This is a genomic window from Microbacterium sp. LBN7 (assembly GCF_045690345.1).
Classification (GTDB): domain Bacteria; phylum Actinomycetota; class Actinomycetes; order Actinomycetales; family Microbacteriaceae; genus Microbacterium.
In genome coordinates this window covers 3560890-3581118 of the sequence record NZ_CP147856.1, presented here as the reverse complement: position 1 = coordinate 3581118, position 20229 = coordinate 3560890, and the positions used below count along the sequence as shown (strand labels likewise).

The 20229-nt window shown below is 69.4% G+C and carries 23 protein-coding genes; 6 read left to right on the top strand and 17 right to left on the bottom strand.

What is annotated here, in order from left to right; all coding sequences use genetic code 11:
* Positions 1-41 precede the first annotated feature (41 nt).
* The 6 genes from LBN7_RS17335 to LBN7_RS17310 are packed head-to-tail and all read left to right on the top strand — an operon-like array spanning position 42 to position 3915.
* Positions 42-626 (top strand): GNAT family N-acetyltransferase, encoded by a 585-nt coding sequence (locus LBN7_RS17335; RefSeq protein ID WP_407360358.1) that lies wholly within the window; start codon positions 42-44, stop codon positions 624-626.
* A complete protein-coding gene (locus LBN7_RS17330) occupies positions 623-820 on the top strand; it encodes a hypothetical protein (RefSeq protein WP_407360357.1) in 198 nt (65 codons plus the stop codon). The genes LBN7_RS17335 and LBN7_RS17330 overlap by 4 nt, the downstream gene beginning before the upstream one ends.
* 20 nt (positions 821-840) lie before the next feature.
* Positions 841-1296: a hypothetical protein gene (locus LBN7_RS17325; RefSeq protein WP_407360356.1), complete on the top strand. Its 456-nt coding sequence runs from the start codon at positions 841-843 to the stop codon at positions 1294-1296.
* Between the two features lie 40 nt (positions 1297-1336).
* On the top strand, positions 1337-2005 hold the full coding sequence (locus tag LBN7_RS17320; RefSeq protein WP_407360355.1) for a lysoplasmalogenase family protein: 669 nt from the start codon (positions 1337-1339) through the stop codon (positions 2003-2005).
* Positions 2005-2379 carry an RNA-binding S4 domain-containing protein gene (locus LBN7_RS17315; RefSeq protein WP_341945130.1) on the top strand — a complete coding sequence of 125 codons (375 nt, stop codon included), beginning with the start codon at positions 2005-2007 and terminating at the stop codon, positions 2377-2379. The genes LBN7_RS17320 and LBN7_RS17315 overlap by 1 nt, the downstream gene beginning before the upstream one ends.
* A gap of 39 nt (positions 2380-2418) precedes the next feature.
* Positions 2419-3915, top strand: a complete 1497-nt coding sequence (locus tag LBN7_RS17310; protein ID WP_407360354.1) for a DUF222 domain-containing protein — start codon at positions 2419-2421, stop codon at positions 3913-3915.
* Positions 3916-3955: 40 nt separating this feature from the next.
* On the opposite strand, the gene LBN7_RS17305 is transcribed toward LBN7_RS17310, so the two are convergent.
* The 17 genes from LBN7_RS17305 to LBN7_RS17225 all read right to left on the bottom strand — a co-directional run bounded on the left by LBN7_RS17305 (position 3956) and on the right by LBN7_RS17225 (position 20217).
* Positions 3956-4879, bottom strand: coding sequence for an NUDIX domain-containing protein (locus LBN7_RS17305; protein WP_116636771.1), 924 nt, complete (start codon positions 4877-4879; stop codon positions 3956-3958).
* Between the two features lie 61 nt (positions 4880-4940).
* Positions 4941-6413, bottom strand: a complete 1473-nt coding sequence (der, locus tag LBN7_RS17300) for a ribosome biogenesis GTPase Der (protein ID WP_243409014.1) — start codon at positions 6411-6413, stop codon at positions 4941-4943.
* A gap of 40 nt (positions 6414-6453) precedes the next feature.
* Positions 6454-7158 (bottom strand): (d)CMP kinase, encoded by a 705-nt coding sequence (gene cmk / locus LBN7_RS17295; RefSeq protein ID WP_407360353.1) that lies wholly within the window; start codon positions 7156-7158, stop codon positions 6454-6456.
* Complete coding sequence (locus LBN7_RS17290) at positions 7151-8287, bottom strand: prephenate dehydrogenase (RefSeq protein WP_116636768.1); 1137 nt, start codon at positions 8285-8287, stop codon at positions 7151-7153. Before LBN7_RS17290 ends, cmk begins: the two co-directional genes overlap by 8 nt.
* On the bottom strand, positions 8284-9081 hold the full coding sequence (locus LBN7_RS17285) for a pseudouridine synthase (protein ID WP_116636767.1): 798 nt from the start codon (positions 9079-9081) through the stop codon (positions 8284-8286). The genes LBN7_RS17290 and LBN7_RS17285 overlap by 4 nt, the downstream gene beginning before the upstream one ends.
* Complete coding sequence (gene scpB / locus LBN7_RS17280) at positions 9078-9686, bottom strand: SMC-Scp complex subunit ScpB (RefSeq protein ID WP_116636766.1); 609 nt, start codon at positions 9684-9686, stop codon at positions 9078-9080. The genes LBN7_RS17285 and scpB overlap by 4 nt, the downstream gene beginning before the upstream one ends.
* Complete coding sequence (locus LBN7_RS17275) at positions 9676-10512, bottom strand: ScpA family protein (protein WP_116636765.1); 837 nt, start codon at positions 10510-10512, stop codon at positions 9676-9678. Before LBN7_RS17275 ends, scpB begins: the two co-directional genes overlap by 11 nt.
* Positions 10496-11347 carry a ParA family protein gene (locus tag LBN7_RS17270; RefSeq protein ID WP_407361731.1) on the bottom strand — a complete coding sequence of 284 codons (852 nt, stop codon included), beginning with the start codon at positions 11345-11347 and terminating at the stop codon, positions 10496-10498. The genes LBN7_RS17275 and LBN7_RS17270 overlap by 17 nt, the downstream gene beginning before the upstream one ends.
* Positions 11348-11465: 118 nt before the next feature.
* The gene (xerD, locus tag LBN7_RS17265; RefSeq protein WP_407360352.1) at positions 11466-12368 is read right to left on the bottom strand and encodes a site-specific tyrosine recombinase XerD; all 903 of its coding nucleotides are present in this window, start codon (positions 12366-12368) and stop codon (positions 11466-11468) included.
* A gap of 2 nt (positions 12369-12370) precedes the next feature.
* Positions 12371-12952 (bottom strand): NUDIX hydrolase, encoded by a 582-nt coding sequence (locus LBN7_RS17260; RefSeq protein WP_116636762.1) that lies wholly within the window; start codon positions 12950-12952, stop codon positions 12371-12373.
* A 10-nt stretch (positions 12953-12962) separates the two neighbouring features.
* Complete coding sequence (locus LBN7_RS17255; protein WP_116636761.1) at positions 12963-14660, bottom strand: CTP synthase; 1698 nt, start codon at positions 14658-14660, stop codon at positions 12963-12965.
* 17 nt (positions 14661-14677) lie between these two features.
* On the bottom strand, positions 14678-16369 hold the full coding sequence (gene recN / locus LBN7_RS17250; protein ID WP_407360351.1) for a DNA repair protein RecN: 1692 nt from the start codon (positions 16367-16369) through the stop codon (positions 14678-14680).
* Positions 16366-17286, bottom strand: coding sequence for an NAD kinase (locus tag LBN7_RS17245; protein WP_341945123.1), 921 nt, complete (start codon positions 17284-17286; stop codon positions 16366-16368). Before LBN7_RS17245 ends, recN begins: the two co-directional genes overlap by 4 nt.
* Positions 17283-18080 (bottom strand): TlyA family RNA methyltransferase, encoded by a 798-nt coding sequence (locus LBN7_RS17240; RefSeq protein WP_407360350.1) that lies wholly within the window; start codon positions 18078-18080, stop codon positions 17283-17285. Before LBN7_RS17240 ends, LBN7_RS17245 begins: the two co-directional genes overlap by 4 nt.
* The gene (locus LBN7_RS17235) at positions 18077-18253 is read right to left on the bottom strand and encodes a hypothetical protein (RefSeq protein ID WP_165808129.1); all 177 of its coding nucleotides are present in this window, start codon (positions 18251-18253) and stop codon (positions 18077-18079) included. The genes LBN7_RS17240 and LBN7_RS17235 overlap by 4 nt, the downstream gene beginning before the upstream one ends.
* Before the next feature lie 54 nt (positions 18254-18307).
* The gene (locus tag LBN7_RS17230) at positions 18308-19348 is read right to left on the bottom strand and encodes an HAD-IIA family hydrolase (protein ID WP_407360349.1); all 1041 of its coding nucleotides are present in this window, start codon (positions 19346-19348) and stop codon (positions 18308-18310) included.
* Complete coding sequence (locus LBN7_RS17225) at positions 19348-20217, bottom strand: hypothetical protein (RefSeq protein ID WP_407360348.1); 870 nt, start codon at positions 20215-20217, stop codon at positions 19348-19350. Before LBN7_RS17225 ends, LBN7_RS17230 begins: the two co-directional genes overlap by 1 nt.
* Between the last annotated feature and the right edge of the window lie 12 nt (positions 20218-20229).

The window sequence follows — 20229 nt, the reverse complement described above, 5'->3', positions numbered from 1 at the left end:
GTGCGTTGCGGGTGTCGCATGCTCGGCGTAGCGTGCGGTCCATGGCGACGATCACGACCGAGGTGGCGACCACCGCCCGCTGGGATGACGTTCAGCACGCACTCACCGGAGGTGGAGACGGCGCGAGCTGTCAGTGCATCTGGCCGGTCCTCAGCAACAAGGACTGGAACGAGACGACCACCCCGCAGCGCACCGAGATGTTCCGCGCCGAGATCGATGACGGGCCTCCGCCGGGGATCATCGCCTACGTCGACGGCGAGGCGGCAGGATGGATCCGCATCGGACCCCGCACGAAACAGGCGCGCGTCCCGCGCACACGCATCATCGCGGCGGCATCCACCGAGCCTTTCGACGACGAGTCGGTCTGGGCCGTGACGTGCTTCGTCGTGCGGCGAGAGCATCGCGGCGCAGGTCTCAACCTCGAGTTGCTGCGTGCCGCGGTCGACTACGCCCGGGAATCCGATGCTCGCCTGATCGAGGGGTATCCCGTCGACACCCACGGCGAGAAGCAGCGCGCGAACGACCTGTTCCACGGCACCGTCGCCACTTTCCTCGCCGCCGGATTCTCCGAGACCACCGAGCTCAAGCCGGGGCGCACGCTCGTGACGCTGGATCTCCGCTCATGAGCGACGAATCGCATCTCCCCGCCGCGATGGGTAAGGTGGCGCGCCGGGAACTCGCCATCCACGGGTGGACGCGCCTCGATCAGTTCGACGGCGCGTCCGCAAAGGAACTGCTCGCGATCCACGGCGTCGGCCCGAAGGCGATCCGCATCCTCCGCGAGCACCTGGCCGCGGAAGGTCGGCAGCTGGCACCTTGACCGGGCGCTAGCGTGAAGTCATGAGCGACGAGCATCCGACCATCGACGATCCCGAACTCGGCCCCCTCACTCGCGCGACCACCGAGCTGACAGACGGCAGCGTGCTCACCCACGACTGGTACAGCGGCACCGTCGTCATCGACGGCGCGGAGCTCGAACTCATGCTCGAGGGCACGAATCCGCAGGACGTCACTCCCCTGCTCCCCCGCGTGCGCGAGATGATCGCCGACCTCACGTCACTCAGGCGGATCGCGTCGGATGCCGTGGTCACGAACTTCAGCAACGGCGAACCCGAACCCCACGAACTCGAAGATGCGGCATCCGACCTCATGCTCGAGACGATCGAGGCCGCGTCCGACGGCACGATCATCCTGCACCTGATCGACAGCTGCGGCGAGCACTTCCCCGAGGGGTACTGGCCTGCCGTTCATCTCGGCACGGGCGGCGATGTCGAACAGGTCACCGTCGAGTCCTGATCCGGCGGGATCGGTGAAGCGTCGAGAATACGATGGGGGGATGCAGCGCCGCACTCTGAGCCCGACGATCATGTGGGCATTCGTCCCCTTCGTCGCGGTCTCGGTCCTTCACGTCGTGCTCCTGTCCGTCGAGAGCCCGGCCGCCGGACCGACGAAGCTGCTGCTGATGCCACTCCTGGCCGTGCCGGCGCTGCTCTCCGCCCGAGACGTCGCACCGCGTTCCGCACTGATCCTGCTCCTGACCGCTCTGCTGTTCTCGTGGCTCGGAGACAGCGTCGGCGCACTCTTCCCGACCGCGCCCGAGCTGCCGTTGATGCTGCTCTTCTTCGGCATCGCGCATCTGGCATACATCGCCCTGTTCGTCCGCCATCTGGGAAGCAGACGGATGCCGCGGTGGGCACTCATCTATGCGGTGTGGTGGGTCGCGATGCTCGCCTTCCTCGGTCCGCATACCGGCAGCCTGCTCATCGCTGTGGCCGTGTATGGACTCGTGCTGGGCGGCACGGCGGCTTTCTCCGCACGATGCCACCCGCTCGTCGCTGTCGGGGGCGCCTTCTTCCTCGCGAGCGACACGATCCTCGCGTTTCGACTGTTCCTCCCCGACGCGCTCCCGGCCTGGAGCAGCCCGGCCATCATGCTCACCTACACGATCGGCCAGGGCCTCATCGTGGCCGGCGCCCTGGTCGCCCTGCGAACGAGGAGCTCATGATGGCGGATGCTGCGCGGGTCGACAGCTGGCTCTGGGCCGTCCGCGTCTACAAGACGCGCTCGGCCGCGACGACCGCATGCCGCGCGGGGCATGTACGCGTCAACGGCGAGAAGGTGAAGGCTGCTCAGGCCGTGCGCATCGGCGACGAGATCCGCATCCGGATCTCCGGATTCGACCGGATCCTCGCCGTGCGGCAGATCCTCGTGAAGCGCGTCGGCGCCCCCGTCGCCGCTCTGGCATACGAGGATCGCACGCCGGAGCGCGAGCCGCAGGCCGCTCTCGGACTCCGCGATCGGGGCGCCGGAAGGCCGACTAAGCGCGAGCGTCGAGACATCGACAAGCTCCGCGGACGGGACGAGTTCTTCCTCGACTAGTATGCTGCCATATTCGAACATATGTTCTACTCTGGGGGTATGGCACAGCAGCGGACGGACTTCCACCTCGATCTCGAGGGGCGTCGTCGTGTGCTGGATGCGTGGGTGGAGAAGAAGCGGCAGATCGCGGTACTCGAGTGCGAGGCGCTGGAACTGATGGTCGAGCAGATCGGGTTCCACGATGCGGATGTCGCGGGGAACGGGTTCCATCGGGATGCGGTCTACCGGTCGATGATCGCGGAGTTCTCCGCCGCGGGCCGGGTCCCTCAGGGGTCGATCGAGTTCGCGTTCACCGACGCCCGCACTGTGAGTGGCGAGTTGCCCGCGGTGCGGGAGGCATTCGCGACGGGTCGGATCAGCGCTTCTCATGTGCGAGAGATCTGTCGCGCGAGTGCCCTCGTTTCCGAAGCGATCCGCAACAAGCGGGTGGATGCCGGCGTGATGGCGTTGTATGAGGCGGCGGTGCTGGTGTTCGCCGAACGCGAGACGGCCGCGCGGACGAAGGCGCATGCGGCGCAGGTCGCGGCGGCGTTGGTCGGGGAGGCGGTCACGGACCGGCACAAGCGGGCGGCCTCGGAGCGGTGCGTGAAGGTGCGCTCCGTCGGTGACGGACTCGCGTTGCTGACGGCCGTGTTGCCGGAGTGGCTCGCTGTCGCGATCGCGGACCGGTTGGCGCAGATGACCCGACAGGTGATCCGCAACCGCGCTGGCCGTGCCTCCGCTCCCACGCCCGACGAAGAGCCCCGCACCGACACCGATAGCGATACTGACCTCGTCGCCGACTCCGACGTCGAACCTGGCGGGAGCCGCGACGTCAACCTTGATGATGAGGGCAAGATCTTCAGCGACGACACGTTCGCAATGGATCCCGACACAGACACAGACACAGACACAGACACAGACACAGACACAGACACAGACACAGTCGTGAACGCGGAGGATGTCGCCGCGGACACGCGCACCTGGGATCAGGTGCAGGCGGACCTGCTCGCCGATCTCCTGCTCACCGCCGACCCGAGCGCCGTCCATGGTGACGGGCTGGACAACATCCAGGGCCGCATCCAGGTGACGATCGCCGGGACCACCCTCGCCGGCGAGGATGAGCGGCCGGCGGACCACGACGGATACGGACCGATACACCCCGACATCGCCCGCGACCTCGCCGGGAGGAACACGGGCTGGTCGCGCCTGTTCCTCGACCCGGACGGCATGGTCCGGCAGACCGACACCTATACCCCGACCGAGGGGATGCGGAGGTTCCTGCGCGCCCGGGACCAGCACTGCCGATTCCCCGGCTGCCGCACGCCCGTGCACCGGTGCGACATCGACCACACCCACGATCACGCCCGAGGAGGCAAGACCAGGCTCGACAACCTCGCCCACCTCTGCCGCGCCCACCACACCCTCAAACATCCCGATATCTCGGACACGCACCGGTGGACAGCCCGACAAGAACGCGACGGCACCATCACCTGGCACAGCCCCCTCGGCCGCACCTACACCGACCGACCCACCCACCGCGTCATGTTCGTCTAAGACTCGAGCGGATGATCATGCCACCGCTGCGACCCGCGAACTACTTCCTCGCGCGGTCCGCCTGTGCCAGCAGATCCACAAGCCAACCTGCCGAAAGCACCCTGACGGCACCCGCGTGCTCGACGCGTTCGCGGAGCGCCCGGTCGCTGGTCACCGCCAGCACCGTCTCGCCTGCCGCGACTCGCCGCTCGACCTCGGCGACGATCGCGTCGTCACCCGAGGCGTCTGCGTTCACGACCGAGACCGAGCCGGCATCCAGACCCGAGGCGATTCCGCGTGCCTGGCCTTCCACGACCAATGACACCTCGGGGAACCACAGGTCGCCCTCCACGCCGAGATCCGACGCGGGGACAGCCAGCCCCTCCAGCCGCGACCGCAGCCGGGAAGCCGCGCCGGCGCGATCCTTCCACCATCCGTTCGGCACAGAACCGACCACGTTCGCGCCGTCCACGACGACGGCAGGACGAACCTCGAGCAGCGCCCGCAGTGCCGGCCACGCGGCACCGAATCCGGGATGCAGCGGTCGCGTCGCAACCTCATCGACCGGCACCCACTCGAGAGCCACACTCTCCGGGTCGCTGATCACCGGATCGAAGGGCACCTGCACATCCGCGATGACCGTGGTGTACGACCAGATCTCCAGATCGAGCACGCTGATGAATCGGGCCCTGACCGCGCCATCAGGCACGCCCGCTTCCTCCTGCGCCTCGCGGATCGCGCCGACGATCGCCGTCTCACCCTCGTGCAGCGCCCCGCCGGGGAGACCCCACGTGCCGCCGAAGTGGCTCCACGAGACACGATGCTGCAGCAGGATGCCGCGGGCGGGATCGAAGGCGAGCAGCCCGGCAGCTCCGAACCGCCCCCAGTACTTCTCCCCCGACTCCGCGATCACCCAGGCATCGCCCGGGTTCCGCGGCCCGTCGGGGCGACGCGGCTCACCGGTGGCAGGAGGTACGACAGTCACCCCCTCAGCCTTTCACAGCATCCGGGCATCGGCACCACCTGGCGCAACAGGCGGGAACAGCTCAGCGCTGACGCTTCTCGCGCACGCGCATGTTGACGACGATCGGCGTTCCCTCGAACGAGTACAGCTCGCGCAGGCGACGCTGGATGAACCGGCGGTAGCCCGGGTCGAGGAAGCCCGTGGTGAACAGCACGAACGTCGGCGGACGCGTCGATGCCTGCGTGCCGAACAGGATGCGCGGCTGCTTGCCACCACGCAGCGGGTGCGGGTGCTCGGCGACGAGCTCGGCCAGGAAGGCGTTGAACTTGCCGGTCGGGATGCGACGATCCCAGTTCTCGAGCGCCGTCTCCAGCGCGGGGACGAGCTTGTCGAGGTGACGGCCCGTCTTCGCCGAGATGTTCACGCGCGGTGCCCAAGCGACATGCGCCAGGTCCTGCTCGATCTCGCGCTCGAGATAGCGACGGCGGTCGGCGTTCTCGAGGTCGTCGTCGTTCAGGCGATCCCACTTGTTGAAGGCGAGCACCAGCGCACGGCCCGACTCCAGCACGAGGTCGATGATGCGCACGTCCTGCTCGCTGATCGTCTCCGACACGTCGAGCACGACGACCGCGACCTCCGCCTTCTCCAGCGCGGCAGAGGTGCGCAGCGACGCGTAGAAGTCCGCGCCCTGCGCCATGTGCACGCGACGACGGATGCCGGCGGTGTCGACCAGGCGCCACATCTTGCCGCCGAGCTCGACGACCTCGTCGACGGGGTCGCGCGTCGTTCCGGCCAGCTCGTTCACGACGACGCGCTCTTCACCGGCCGCCTTGTTCAGCAGCGACGACTTCCCGACGTTCGGTCGACCGAGGATCGCGACGCGGCGCGGTCCTCCGATCTCCTGCTTCGCGACGGCCGAGATCTCGGGGAGCTTCTTCAGCACGGCGTCGAGAAGGTCCGCGACGCCACGGCCGTGGATGGCCGACACCGGGTAGGGCTCGCCGAGACCCAGCGCCCAGAGTGCGGCCGCTTCCGGCTCCTGGCGGGTGTCGTCGATCTTGTTCGCCACCAGGAACACGGGCTTGCCGCTCTTGCGGAGCAGCTTCACCACGTGCTCGTCGGTCGACGTCGCACCGACCATCGCGTCGACCACGAACAGCACCATGTCGGCGAGGTCGATCGCGACCTCGGCCTGCATGGCCACCGAGCGGTCGATTCCGCGGGCATCCGGCTCCCATCCGCCCGTGTCGACGAGCGAGAACCGGCGGTCGGCCCATTCGGCCTTGTAGGTCACGCGGTCGCGGGTGACACCGGGGGTGTCCTCCACGACAGCCTCGCGACGGCCGAGGATGCGGTTGACGAGCGCGGACTTGCCCACGTTCGGTCGACCGACGATCGCCACCACCGGCAGAGCCGGGCTGAACATGATCCCGTCCTCGCCCATGGTGATGCCGGCGAGGAGCGCGGCATCCTCGTCGTCGAGCTCGTAGTCCGCCAGACCTGCGCGGAGCGTCTCGGCGCGCTGCTCGGCGAGCTCCTCGTCGATCAGCTCCATCTTCTCGGCGAGCTGGTCGGGGCCGCCTTCGTATTCGTCGTCAGCCACGGTGTGCTCCTCGGTGTTGCTCGATCACCGAGAGAACGGCGTCGATGGTCTGGGAAAAATCTAGGTCCGTCGAGTCGACGACCTCGACGCCGTCCGCGGCGTTCAGGAAGTCGACGACGGCGCTGTCGGATGCGTCGCGCTTGTGCAACGCTGCGGCGACGGCATCCGCGTTCTCGCCGGCGAGTTCGCCGGCACGTCGGGCGGCCCGCACTTCGGGGGCCGCGGTCAGGAGGATCCGCACGGGGGCGTCGGGGGCGACGACGGTCGTGATGTCGCGCCCCTCGACGACGACTGCGGGATACGCGGCGTCTGCGACGAGGGCACGGAACAGCTCGTTCACCTGGGCGCGCACCTCCGCGACCCTGGCCACACCGCTGACGGCGCCGGAGACCCGCGGATCGCGGATCGCCTCGGTCACCTCGACGTCGCCGACCCGCACGGTCCGGTCGTCGGGGTCGAGCCCGAGCACGACCGGGAAATCGGATGCCGCGGCTCGCACCGCGTCGGCATCCGAGGTGTCCGCTCCGCGGTCGAGCACGTGCCAGGCGAGTGCACGGTAGGCGGACCCCGTGTCGAGGTAGCCGAAGCCGAGCCTGCGCGCGACAGCCTTCGACACGCTGGACTTGCCGGACCCCGCGGGGCCGTCGATCGCGATGAACTTGGTGGCGTCCGTGGAGGAGAGCGAGGTGTCAGTCATTCGTATTCCCTGCAATCCGCCATCCGCGTTCCTCGAGTCCCGTGATCGCCCCGTGCAGGGTCGCCGGCTCGACGCTGATCTCCGCCAGGCCGAACTGTGCGCCCGGCGAGTGCTCGAGACGCAGGTCCTCGACGTTGACACCGAGCTCCCCGAGCTCACCGAAGAGGCGTCCGAGCTGACCGGGGGTGTCGTCGATCATCACGATGAGCGACTCGAAACGCCGGTTCTGGCCGTGCTTGCCGGGGAGCCGGTCGACGCCGTCGTTGCCCTGGCGGATCGTCTCCGCGACGACGCGGCGAGCACCCGGCGCACCGGGCTCACGCAGGGCATCGGAGATCTCACCGAGGTCGGCGGCCAGCGCATCGAGGATCTCGACCACCGGTCCGGCGTTCGCGCCGAGGATCTGCACCCAGAGCTCGGGAGCGGATGCCGCGATGCGGGTCGTGTCGCGGACGCCCTGGCCGGCAAGGCGCAGAGCTCCCTCTTCGGCACCGGCGAGTCGGGCGGCGAGAAGACTGGCGACGACCTGGGGCACGTGCGAGGTCAGCGCGACCGAGCGGTCATGCTCCTCCGGTGTCATCTCCAGCGGCATCGCGCCGACGTCCAGCGCGAGCGCCTCGACGAGCGCGAGATCGGCGGCCTTCGTGTCCTCATCGCGGCAGACGACCCAGGGACGTCCGATGAAGAGGTCGGCACGGGCGGAGATCGCTCCGCCGCGCTCGCGACCGGCGAGCGGATGCGAGCCGATGTAGCGGGTGAGATCGACACCGCGAGCCTGGAGCGTGCGGAACGGCTCGAGCTTCACGCTCGCGACGTCTGTCACGACGGCATCGGGGTATCGAGCGAGCTCGGCCTCGATCACGTCGGCGGTGACGTCCGGCGGCACGGCCACGACGATGAGGGAAGGCGCGTCGTCATCGGCGGCGAGACGACCGGCGCCATAGTCGACCGCGAGACGCAGCTGCGCCGGTGAGGCGTCGGTGAGGACGACGTCGATTCCCTTCGCCCGGAGGGCGTGCCCGACGCTCGCGCCGAGCAGACCGGCACCGACGATGCGGACGGTGCCGGAGAGCCGAGGCGCGACGACGCCGGCCTTCCGCGCCGTGGGCGCACTCGTCGTATCGGTCACTCGTTCTCCTGCTGCTCGCCTGGCGCCTCGGCGACACCGGAATCCTGGCGCGACAAGGTCAGAAGCGCGCCGAGTTCGATTTTACTCAGTTCCCGCGTCTTCCCCGCCGGGAGGGTTCCCAGGTGGAGCGGCCCGAACTGGCGGCGGACGAGCTCGGTGACCGGGTGACCGACCGCGGCCAGCATCCGACGCACGATGCGGTTGCGTCCGGAGTGGAGGGTCAGCTCGACCAGGCTCGAACCGCGCGACGTGTCGAGCAGGCGCGCCTTGTCGGCCGCGATCGGACCGTCGTCGAGCTCGATCCCCTTCGTGAGCTTCGAGATCGTCTGCGGCAGGACCGTCCCCTCGACCTTGGCGATGTACACCTTCGTCACGCCGAACGACGGGTGGGCCAGCACATGCGCCAGCCCGCCGTCGTTGGTGAGAATGAGCAGACCGCTCGTCTCGGCGTCGAGCCGGCCGACGTTGTACAGGCGCTCCTCGTAGTCGGCGGTGAAACGACGGAGGTCGGGACGGCCGTTCTCGTCCTTCATGCTGCTCACGACGCCGGTCGGCTTGTTGAGCATGACGTACCGCTTGGAGACGTCGAGCTGGATCGCGGTGCCGTCGACGTCGACCAGATCGTGCTCCGGGTCGATCCGTCGACCGAGCTCTTCGACGACCACGCCGTTGACGCGGATGCGCCCCTCGACGATGTAGTTCTCGACGACGCGGCGCGAGGCCACTCCGGCCGCGGCGAGGACCTTCTGCAGGCGCACCCCCTCCGGCGCGCCCTCGTTGGTGATGTCCGTCATCGGATGGTCCCTTCGTCGAAGCCGTCAGCGCCGTCGTCGAGCAGCGGAGAGATCGGGGGCAGCTCGTCGAGCGAGTTGATGCCCAGGTGCTGCAGGAGCGCGTCGGAGGTGCCGTAGTTGATCGCTCCGGTCTCGGAGTCGGCGAACAGCTCGGTGATGAGACCGCGGGCGAGCAGGGTGCGCACCACGGAGTCCACGTTCACCGCGCGGATCGAGGCGACCTGGCTGCGCGTCACGGGCTGCTTGTAGGCGATCACGGCGAGGGTCTCGAGCGCCGCCTGCGACAGACGGGCCGGCGCCTGCCCGCCGATGAACTCGGCGACGAGGCCGTCATGGTCCTCGCGCACGTAGAGCCGCCAGCCTCCGCCGACCTCGCGCAGCTCGAATCCGCGGCGCGGGCCGTGCCCTCGCCCGTCGTAGTCGTCGACGAGCGTCTCGAGCGTCTGCCGGACGGCGGGCACCGGTGATCCGACGGCGGCGGCCAGCGCCATCAGGCCGATCGGCTCGTCCACGATCAGCAGGATCGCCTCGATGCGCTCGGAGAGCGGGGTGTCGCGGACGGTCTCCTCGACCGCGGAGTCCGTCGTGGAGGTGTCATCGGTCATAGTCGGCTCCCAGGGTCGCGAGCGTCTCATCCGACCAGGCGTCGGCTGCCCAGCGGAGCGTGAGCTCGCCGAGCGGTTCCAGTTGTTCGAAGGACAGAGCCGCATGGCGGTACAGCTCCAGCACGGAGATGAAGCGCGCGACGACGATGCCCGGCTCGGTGACTCCGGCGACGAGCTCGCGGAAGCTGACCGACTCCGTGCCGCGCAGCAGCGTCACGACGATCGCCGCCTGCTCGCGGATGCTGATCAGCGGCGCGTGCAGATGATCGAGTCCGACGTGCGGGATCTCCTTCGGCGCGAAGGCCAGGAGCGCGAGGGCGGCGAAGTCGTCGACCGTGAGCGACCACACGAGCTCGGGTGTCTGACGGCGGTGCTTCTCGTCGAGGCGCACCGCGCGCACATGCCGGCGGTCCTCGCGCTGCAGGCAGCGGGAGAACCACGTCGAGACCTCCTTGAAGGCCCGGTACTGCAGCAGGCGGGCGAACAGCAGGTCGCGTGCCTCGAGCAGCGCCACCGCCTCGGCATCGACCAGTTCGCCCTGCGGCAGGAGGCCGGCGACCTTCATGTCGAGCAGCGTGGCGGCGACCACCAGGAACTCGGATGCCTGATCGAGCTCCTCGTCGTCGTCGAGCTGGCTCAGGTAGGCGATGAACTCGTTGGTGACCGCGCTCAGCGACACCTCGGTGATGTCCATCTCGTGCTTGGAGATGAGGTTCAGCAGCAGATCGAAGGGGCCGTCGAAGTTCGACAGCGAGACACGGAATCCCTCGGCGGGATCCGCGATCTCGTCCGCCCGGTCAGCGCTCTCGTCAGGCGACGGCGCCACGGGCGACCAGCTCCCGGGCCAGCCGCAGGTACGCCTGGGCGGCGGCGTGCTCCGGAGCGAACTCGGTGATGGGCACACCTGAGACCGAGGCATCCGGGAACTTCACGGTGCGGCCGATCACGGTCTCCAGCACGTCGTCGCCGAACGTCTCCACGACGCGCTCGAGCACCTCGCGGGAGTGCAGCGTGCGGGCGTCGTACATCGTCGCCAGGAGCCCGTCCATCGTGATCGACGGGTTCAGGCGGTCACGGACCTTGTCGATGGTCTCGATCAGCAGCGCGACCCCGCGCAGGGCGAAGAACTCGCACTCGAGCGGGATGATCACACCATGCGCCGCCGTGAGCGCGTTCACGGTGAGCAGTCCGAGAGACGGCTGGCAGTCGATGAGGATGACGTCGTACTCCCCCGCGACCTGGCGGAGCACTCGGGCGAGGATCGTCTCGCGAGCCACCTCGTTGACGAGATGCACCTCGGCAGCGGAGAGGTCGATGTTCGCCGGCATGACGTCGAGACCCTCGACGCCCGAGTGGACGATCGCGTCGTGCGCATCGCGCTTCGTGTCGAGCAGCAGGTCGTAGATCGTGGGGACGTCGTGCGTCTGGATGCCGAGACCGGCCGAGAGCGCGCCCTGCGGATCGAAGTCGACCGCGAGCACCTTGCGACCGTACTCGGCGAGAGCCGCGGCGAGGTTGATGGTGGTCGTCGTCTTGCCGACGCCGCCCTTCTGATTGCACAGTGCGATGATGCGCGCCGGACCGTGAGACTTCAGCGGCTCGGGCGTGGCGAACCCGTGATACGGACGACCGGTGGGTCCCATGGGGGTCTCGTCGGCCATCTGTGCCTTCGCCCTGGACTTCGCCGCTTTGTCAACCACCGGTTCTCCTGCTCCTTCGTGCTTGGTCGATTCTAGCGGCCGCCCTGTTCTCCGGCCTCCCGGCACGCGGCACAGCGGCTCAGCGGGCGCGCGGATGGGAGGTCGCGTAGATGTCGCGCAGCGTGTCGACCGACACGTGGGTGTAGATCTGCGTCGTCGCGACCGACGCGTGCCCGAGCAGCTCCTGCACCACGCGCACGTCGGCGCCGCCCTGCAGCAGGTGCGTCGCGAAGGAGTGCCGCAGCGTGTGCGGCGAGACCTCGCTCGTGATCTGGGCGGCCTCGGCGGCGGCACGGATGATCAGCCACGCGCTCTGTCGGGACAGGGGCGCCCCTCGCGCACCGAGGAACAGGCGCGACGACGCCCGTCCCTTGGCGGCGAGCCCCGGGCGCACCCTGGTCAGGTAGGCGTCCACGGCGTCGCGCGCGAACGACCCGATCGGCACGATCCGCTCCTTCGACCCCTTGCCGCGCAGCCGCAGCACATCGCCGTGGGCGAGGTCGTCGACGTCGAGCCCGATCGCCTCCGACACGCGTGCGCCGGTCGCGTACAGGAGCTCGAGAAGGGCGCGGTCCCGGATGCCGACGGGATCCTCCGGCGACGGCGCGGCGAGCAGGCGCTCGACCTGGTCGATCGTCAGCGCCTTCGGAAGCCGACGCGGAGCCTTCGGAGGACGGAGCCTCCCGCTCGGGTCATCGGCCTCGATGCCCTCCCTCGCGAGGAAGCGATGCCAGCCCCGCACCGACGACTGCAGCCGGGCGAGGCTGGTCGACGCCGGGGGCGGCTCAGCCGACGATCGCTCCGTGATGAAGCGGCCGATCACGGCCGGGGTGATGTCGGCGGTGTCGCCGATGCCGTCGGCCTCCAGCCATTCCCGGTACCCGTCCAGGTCTCGTCGGTAGGCCGCGATGGTGTGCGCACTCAGACCGCGCTCGATCGTGACGTGTCGCAGGTAGAGGTCGAGAGCGCGAGGAAGCAGCATCCTCAGAGCCGATCGCGCAGCCTCTGCGCCGCCGCGAGCACTCCGATCGAGAGGATGCCGTTGCGCATGCGCCCGGCGAGGACGGCGTCGACCGCGTCCGAGAGGGGTACCCACTCGACGCGGATGTCGGCCTCTTCGTCCTCGCGGTCGTGCGCGGACTCGGCGGCCGAGATGCCCGTCGCGAGGAAGATGTGGATCATCTCGTCGTTGCCGCCCGGCGTGGTCCACGACGACACGAGCGGTTCCCAGTGCGCCGCGACCAGGTCGGCCTCCTCGGCGAGCTCGCGCTTCGCGGCCTCGAGCGGCTCCTCGCCGGCGACGTCGAGAAGGCCGGCCGGCAGCTCCCAGTCACGGTGACGGATCGGATGCCGGTACTGCTGGATCAGCAGGACGCGGCCCTCGTCGTCCAGCGCGAGGATCGCCACGGCACCCGTGTGCGCGACGTACTGCCGCACCATCTCGCCGTCGCCGTACCGCACGCGGTCGGAGCGCACGTCCCAGACCCTGCCCTCGTAGACGAGGTCGCTCGTGAGCACCTCCGGAGAGAAGGGCTCGTCGCGGAGCTCTCCGGTCGCGTCAGTCATCGGCGCCGAATCAGTCATCGGCGCTGACGTCGAACAGCTCGCTGGCGCGGTGACGCTCGATCGCGGCGCCCACCAGTCCGCGGAACAGCGGGTGCGGGTCGGTCGGACGCGAGCGCAGCTCGGGATGCGCCTGGGTCGCGATGTAGTACGGGTGCACGTCGCGCGGCAGCTCGACGTACTCGACGAGGTCGAGTTCCGGGTTGAGGCCGGAGAACACCAGACCCGCGTCGGAGAGACGGTCGCGGTACGCGTTGTTCACCTCGTAGCGGTGACGGTGCCGCTCCGAGGCCTCAGGGGCACCGTAGAGCTCACGGGCGAGTGAACCATCGGCGAGGGCCGCCTGGTACAGGCCGAGGCGCATCGTGCCGCCCAGGTCGCCGCCGTCGAGGATCTCGATCTGCTCGGCCATCGTCGCGATCACGGGCTCCGTGGTCTCCGGGTCGAACTCGCTCGACGATGCTCCGGCGATGCCGGCCACGTCGCGTGCGTACTCGATCACCATGCACTGCAGGCCGAGGCAGAGGCCGAGCGTCGGGATGCCCTGTTCGCGGGCGAACTTCAGCGCCCCCAGCTTGCCTTCGATGCCACGGATGCCGAAGCCGCCGGGCACGCAGATGCCGTCGACCTGTGCCAGCTGCTCCTGGGCGCCCTCGGGCGTCTCGCAGAGGTCCGAGGGGATCCAGCGGATGTTGACCTTGGTCTCCTGCGCGAATCCACCCGCCTTGAGGGCTTCGGTGACCGAGAGGTAGGCGTCAGGCAGGTCGATGTACTTGCCGACGAGGCCGATCGTGACCTCGTGCTTGGGGTTGTGCACAGCGTGCAGCACCTTGCTCCAGCGCGTCCAGTCGACCTCTTCCGCGGCCTTCTGGTCGAGACCGAGACGACGCACGATGTACGAGTCCAGCCCCTGGTCGTTGAGCGTCGACGGGATGTCGTAGATGCTCGGCAGGTCGACGGTGTTGATGACGCCCTCGACGTCGACGTCGCACATGAGCGCGATCTTGTTGCGGTTGCTCGCGCTGACCGGACGGTCGCTGCGGAGCACCAGGGCGTCCGGCTGGATGCCGACCTGGCGGAGGGCCGCGACCGAGTGCTGGGTGGGCTTGGTCTTCTGCTCCCCCGACGCCCCCATGAAGGGCACCAGCGAGACGTGCACGAAGAACACGCTGTCGCGGCCGAGCTCGTGACGGAGCTGGCGGGCGGCCTCGAGGAACGGCTGCGACTCGATGTCGCCGACCGTGCCGCCGACCTCGGTGATGATCACGTCAGGACGCGGCTCCTCGTGAGCCTGCAGGCGCATGCGGCGCTTGATCTCGTCGGTGATGTGCGGGATGACCTGCACGGTGTCGCCGAGGTACTCGCCCCGGCGCTCGCGCGCGATGACCTGCGAGTAGATCTGGCCCGTCGTCACGTTGGCTGCCTGCGACAGGTTGATGTCGAGGAACCGCTCGTAGTGGCCGATGTCGAGGTCGGTCTCGGCGCCGTCGTCGGTCACGAAGACCTCGCCGTGCTGGAAGGGGTTCATCGTGCCCGGATCGACGTTCAGGTACGGGTCGAGCTTCTGCATCACGACGCGCAGTCCGCGAGCGGTGAGGAGGTTGCCCAGGCTGGCAGCCGTGAGCCCCTTGCCCAAAGACGAAACGACACCACCTGTCACAAAGATGTGCTTGGTCGTGTCGTTCTTGGGCCCCGCAGAAGAAGAGTTCATCACGGGCTTCGATCCTATCAGGCAGCAGGGGCGCCGAGGCTGAGAAGTTCTCGGGCGTGGGTCAGAGCGGCGTCCGAATCGGCGAGTCCCGACAGCAGGCGGGCCATCTCGGCCTCCCGCTCCTCGCCCTCCAGAAGCCGCACGCTGGAGGCGGTGACGGCTCCGTCGTTGGACTTCACGACGGACAGGTGATTGTTCGCGAAGGCCGCGACCTGCGCGAGATGCGTGACCGCGATGACCTGCGACTTCTCTGCAAGCCGGGCGAGTCGTCGACCCACCTCGATCGCGGCTGCCCCGCCGATGCCCGCGTCGACCTCGTCGAACACGAAGGTCGGCACCGGGTCGGTCCCGGCGATGACGACCTCGATCGCCAGCATCACGCGGGAGAGTTCTCCCCCGGAGGCGCCCTTTCCCACCGAGCGGGGTTCGGCACCCGGATGCGGCGCGAGCAGGATCGCGACGTCGTCGCGGCCGTGCGTGCTCTCTGCACCTTCCGTGACGGCCACCTCGAGACGAGCATCCGGCATCGCGAGGGCATGCAGCTCCTCCGTGACCGCGGCGCCCAGACGCGTCGCGGCAGACGCACGCTCCGTGGTCAGCGCGGCGGCATGCGCATCGAGCTCGGCACGCACCGCGTCCCGTTCCTCGGTGAGCCGCTCGATCCGCTCGCCGTCGTCGTCGAGCTCGGCGAGACGGGCGGACCCGGTCCGCCAGACCTCGAGGGCCTCGTCGAGCGAGCCGTGCGCGCGGACCAGCGTTCCCAGGGCGGCACGACGTTCCTCGACTGCGGCGAGTTCGTGCGGACCCGACTCGTCGAGATCCGCGAGGTACGCGGAGAGTTGGCCGGCCGCATCCGCGATCCGATAGCCGATGTCGGCGATGCCCTCGGCGATCTCGGTGAGCTTCGAGTCGGAGACGCGCTCGAGCAGCCGGCGGGCCTCGGCGACGAGGCCCGAGGCATCCGGCTCACCCTCCTCGCTCGACAGCGCGGCGTGCGCGAGGGATGCCGCCAGGCGCAGCTCCTCGGAGTTGGCGAGGCGTTCGGCGCGTTCGCTCAGCTCCTGGTCCTCCCCCGGCTCCGGGGCCGTGGCCTCGATGAGGGCGAGGGCCTCACGGAGGCGCGCGGCCTCCTCGGCGCGGCGATCGCGGTTCTCGGAGATCTCGGTGATCTCGGCGTCGAGAGTCCGCCAGCGGGAGAAGGATGCCGAGTACGCCGCGAGAGCCGTCGCGACGGGGGCGCCGCCGAAGCGGTCGAGGGCGTCGCGCTGCGCGGCGGCCGAGCGCAGGCGGAGCTGCTCGGACTGTCCGTGAACGACCACGAGCTCTTCGGCGAGAGCCGACAGCACTCCCGCGGGGGCCGCACGACCGCCGACGCTGGCGCGGCTGCGACCCTCGGCGCTCAGGGTGCGGGAGACATAGAGCTCCGCGAGGTCGGCGCCGGCCGGTTCGAGCTCGCCTCCGGCATCCGTCACGATGTCGGCGACGTCGCCCTTCTCGGGAACGATCCAGACTCCGGCGACCGAGGCCTGCGCGGCGCCGGCGCGCACGGCACCGGAATCGGCACGCTGACCGAGCAGCAGCCCGAGGCCGGTGACCACCATCGTCTTGCCCGCGCCCGTTTCTCCCGTGATGGCTGTGAAGCCGGGGCCGAGGGGCAGCACGGCATCGGCGATCACGCCGAGGCCCTGCATCCGCATCTCCTCGATCATGGCGTCTTCCCCGGCTCCTGCCCGCGCCATCCTTCGACGGGCAGACGGAACTTGCGCACGAGCCGATCGGTGAAGGCTGCGTGGTGCAGGCGTGCCAGGCGAACCGGACGCGAAGACCGACGGACGACGACGCGAGCACCCGGAGGCAGATCGTGCGAACGCCGGCCGTCGCACCACAGGATGCCGGAGCCGTCGGTGCGCTCCAGCATCTCGATCGCGACAGCGGCGTCGGGGCTGACGACCAGCGGCTTGGCGAACAGCGCGTGCGCCGACAGGGGCACCACGGCGATCGCCTCGACGCTCGGCCAGATCACCGGCCCGCCGGCGGAGAAGTTGTAGGCGGTGGATCCGGTCGGCGTCGAGACCACCATGCCGTCGCACGCGAAGCTCGACAGCGGGCGACCGTCGATCTCGAGCACGACCTCGATCATCCGCTCTCGGCTGGCCTTCTCGACCGTCGCCTCGTTCAGCGCCCAGGTGTCGTAGACGACGGCGCCCGCCGCGTCCTTCACCCGCACCGACAGGGCGAGGCGCTCCTCGACCTCGTAGTCGCGGTCGATCACGCGGCGCACCGCGTCATCCATGTCATCGCGATCGATCTCGGCGAGGAAGCCGACGTGGCCCATGTTGATGCCGAGCACCGGCGCACCGCTGTCGCGGACGAGCTCAGCTGCCCGCAGGATCGTTCCGTCGCCGCCCAACACGATCGCGAGCTCGAGGTCGGCGGACTCCGACGACCCGTCGAGCACGTCGACGTCGGCGAAGAACCCGTCGACCGCGGTCAGCGCGGCGTGATCGTCAGCCGCGAGGAACGGTCGGGCTCCTGCTCCGCGCAGCGCGTCGATCACGCGACGGGCGGCCTCCACGGTCTCGACGCGGCCGGCATGGGCGACGACCAGGATCCTGCGCTCGTTCATCGTCCCCCTGCCAGTCGATTGATGCTGTCCAACCATTCTGTCGGATTGCTGCCGCGTCCCGGCGCGAGGTGCACGAGATATTCCGCATTGCCGTGCGTGCCGAGGATCGGGGAGGGAAGGATGCCGAGCATGCCGAGACCGACGTCCCAGGCACTCCATACGGTGCGTGCGACGGCATCCGCGCGGGTGGCGGGGTCGGTCACCAGACCGCCGCGCACGGCGGTGCGGCCGACCTCGAACTGCGGCTTCACGAGGAGCAGGATGTCGGACCCCGGTGCGGCCACGCCGGCGACCGCCGGCAGCACGAGCTCGAGGGAGATGAAGGAGAGGTCGCCGACGAGGAGCTCCGGGAGGTCGGGCTCGCCCGTCGCCTCGGCGAGGTTCTCTGGCGTCATGTGGCGAACGTTGTATCCCTCGACGGCCACCACGCCGTCGTCGGCCGCGATCGACGGCGCCAGCTGGCCGTGCCCGACGTCGACCGCGAGCACTCGGCGGGCGCCGCGCTCACGCAGCACCTGGGTGAATCCGCCGGTCGAGGCGCCCATGTCGAGCGCCAGCCTCCCTTCGACGGGGACCGCGAAGCCGTCGAGGCCGGCGATGAGCTTGTGCGCGGCGCGGCCGACGTAGTGATCCGAGCCGGCGATCGTGATCTCGGCGGTGTCCGGCACCGGCGTCGAGGACTTCACGACCGGTCGGCCATCGACGCTCACGAGCCCCTCGGAGATGAGGGTGGCGGCGTGGCTGCGCGAACGGGCGAGTCCTCGGGCGGCGAGGGCGGCGTCGAGTCGCGTCATCGGGATCCCGGGGTCTCCCGTTGGTCGAGCTTCGCGCCGGTCTCGAGACGGCGTGACAGCTCGTCGTGCAGGGCCGAATAGGCATCCGCACGCGCGGGCAGCGGCTGCCCCTCGATCAGGCGCAGGCGACTCCACAGACCGTCGGTCGGCGCGCTCGTCGTCTCATCGCTCACGGTCCTACTGTACGCGGCACGGCGGACGGACGACGGAGCCACGGCGTCCGTCGATCAGGGTCGGTGGAACGGATCGTCGTAGAGGCGCTCCGGCACGCGGAGGACGAACACCGGTGTACCGGATGCCCAGATCGCTGCGGCACCTGCGCGGAGCAGGTCGATCTGCACGCCCGAGTCGGCGACGATCTCGACGTCGGCTCCCGAGACCCGCACAGCGGCTCCGTTCACATGGAAGACGCCGTCCTTCTCGATCGCCTCGGGGTACGGCTCATGCAGCTCCCGCAGGTCGCCGAGGATGTAGGTGGGACGCGAGCCTTCGGGCGCTGCCAGCACGTGCTTCGGACGATCGATGCCGGTGAGCACCAGCACCGAGTCGATGCCGACACGCCTCGCTCCCATGATGTCGGTGTCGAGGCGGTCGCCGATGAACAGCGCCTTCTGCGCGCCGAACCGCGCGAGGGCCTCTTCGAAGATCGGAGCCTCCGGCTTGCCCGCGACGGTCGCCAGGCGTCCGATCGCGGTGTGCACGGCGGACACCAGGGTGCCGTTACCGGGGGCGACACCGCGCTCTCGCGGAATCGTCCAGTCGGTGTTCGTGGCGATCCAGGGGATGCCGCCCTCTTCTTCCGGAAGCTTGAGGGCGAACGCGGCCTCTGCAAGGTCCGTCCAGGCGACCTCGGGAGCGAAGCCCTGAACGACAGCGGCAGGCGAGTCCTCGGCGCTGCGGGTGACCGTGTAGCCGGCCTTCGTGACCTCGTCGACCAGACCGTCGCCGCCGACCACGAGGATCGTGGCGGGTGCCGGGAGGATACCCGCGAGCAGGCGCATCGCAGCCTGCGGACTCGTCACGACGTCGGATGCCGCCACCTCGAGGCCGAGGCTGCTCAGGTGAGCCGCGACGGACGCATCGGTGCGGGCGGCGTTGTTGGTGATGTAGCCGAGTCGTGCAGACTCCCCCGCCCGGTTCAGGCTGTCGACCGCGAACGGCAGCGCGCCCGGGCCGGCGTAGACCACGCCGTCCAGATCGGCCAGCACGGTGTCGACGCCGTCGAGCGGAGTGGACGCGACCGGTCGCTTCCGGGAGAACAACGCCACTACGCCTCCTGCTCCGAGCCCTGAGCCTTGTCGTCGGCGGGGGCGGCGGCGTCAGAGCCGTCGGCAGCTTCGTCGGCGACGTCGTCAGAGCCGTCAGCAGCGTCGTCCTCTCCCAGGAGTTCGCGGACCTCGTCCTCGACGGTCGGCTCGTCGGTTGCGGGCTCATCGGCCGCAGGCTCGTCGACGGCGGAGTCTTCTGCAGAGTCTTCTGCGGCGGACTCGTCAGCTGCGGACTCAGCGGCAGCATCGACATCAGCGGTCGTGGCGATCTCGTCATCGTCGAAGTCGCCTTCGATGAGACCGTCTTCGACGATGAGCTCCTCATCGCCGGCTTCATCGACGCCGAGGGCTTCGGCCGCGACATCAGCGCGATGCGCCCAGAAGGCCGCTTCCTCCTCGCGTCCGAGATCCTCCAGCACCGCGGCACGAGCGGCGAACAGCGCCGGGCTCCACTCGAAGGCGCGATCGGGGTCGAGTTCAGGGATCTCGAGCTCACCCAGCGCGAGCTCGAGGTCGCCCTGATCGAGGCGGGCCCCGGACATCGCGATCGCGAGTGCGACCCGCACCGGGGTCGTGAGCGCGCTGCGGTCGACGGCGCGACCGGTCTCGAGCGCGCGGTCCGGTCGCCCGATGCCGCGTTCGCTGTCGACCATGAGGGCGATCTGATCGTCCTTGCCGGAGATGCGGCGGTACGTCCGCAGCTCGCGCAGCGCGAGAGCGAAGTCCTCCGTGGCGTACGCCGTGATACCGAGGGTCTCGCGGACGATCGCGATACGACCCGCACGACGCGACGCCGCCAGCGCGTGCTCGTGAGCCAGCGCCGGGTCCTCATCGATGAGCTGCGAGGCCATCGCGAGATGACGGGCCACGAGGTCCGCGTT

Coding starts and splice junctions, on each gene's coding strand:
- LBN7_RS17320 (WP_407360355.1), top strand. CDS start 1,337: ATGCAGCGCCGCACTCTGAGCCCGACGATCATGTGGGCATTCGTCCCC.
- LBN7_RS17315 (WP_341945130.1), top strand. CDS start 2,005: ATGGCGGATGCTGCGCGGGTCGACAGCTGGCTCTGGGCCGTCCGCGTC.
- LBN7_RS17270 (WP_407361731.1), bottom strand. CDS start 11,347: ATGGCCGACGAGACCCCCATGGGACCCACCGGTCGTCCGTATCACGGG.
- LBN7_RS17310 (WP_407360354.1), top strand. CDS start 2,419: ATGGCACAGCAGCGGACGGACTTCCACCTCGATCTCGAGGGGCGTCGT.
- LBN7_RS17285 (WP_116636767.1), bottom strand. CDS start 9,081: ATGACGGACATCACCAACGAGGGCGCGCCGGAGGGGGTGCGCCTGCAG.
- LBN7_RS17240 (WP_407360350.1), bottom strand. CDS start 18,080: ATGACGCGACTCGACGCCGCCCTCGCCGCCCGAGGACTCGCCCGTTCG.
- LBN7_RS17245 (WP_341945123.1), bottom strand. CDS start 17,286: ATGAACGAGCGCAGGATCCTGGTCGTCGCCCATGCCGGCCGCGTCGAG.
- LBN7_RS17325 (WP_407360356.1), top strand. CDS start 841: ATGAGCGACGAGCATCCGACCATCGACGATCCCGAACTCGGCCCCCTC.
- recN (WP_407360351.1), bottom strand. CDS start 16,369: ATGATCGAGGAGATGCGGATGCAGGGCCTCGGCGTGATCGCCGATGCC.
- xerD (WP_407360352.1), bottom strand. CDS start 12,368: ATGCTGCTTCCTCGCGCTCTCGACCTCTACCTGCGACACGTCACGATC.
- LBN7_RS17260 (WP_116636762.1), bottom strand. CDS start 12,952: ATGACTGACGCGACCGGAGAGCTCCGCGACGAGCCCTTCTCTCCGGAG.
- LBN7_RS17335 (WP_407360358.1), top strand. CDS start 42: ATGGCGACGATCACGACCGAGGTGGCGACCACCGCCCGCTGGGATGAC.
- LBN7_RS17255 (WP_116636761.1), bottom strand. CDS start 14,660: ATGAACTCTTCTTCTGCGGGGCCCAAGAACGACACGACCAAGCACATC.
- cmk (WP_407360353.1), bottom strand. CDS start 7,158: ATGACTGACACCTCGCTCTCCTCCACGGACGCCACCAAGTTCATCGCG.
- scpB (WP_116636766.1), bottom strand. CDS start 9,686: ATGACCGATGACACCTCCACGACGGACTCCGCGGTCGAGGAGACCGTC.
- LBN7_RS17330 (WP_407360357.1), top strand. CDS start 623: ATGAGCGACGAATCGCATCTCCCCGCCGCGATGGGTAAGGTGGCGCGC.
- der (WP_243409014.1), bottom strand. CDS start 6,413: ATGGAGCTGATCGACGAGGAGCTCGCCGAGCAGCGCGCCGAGACGCTC.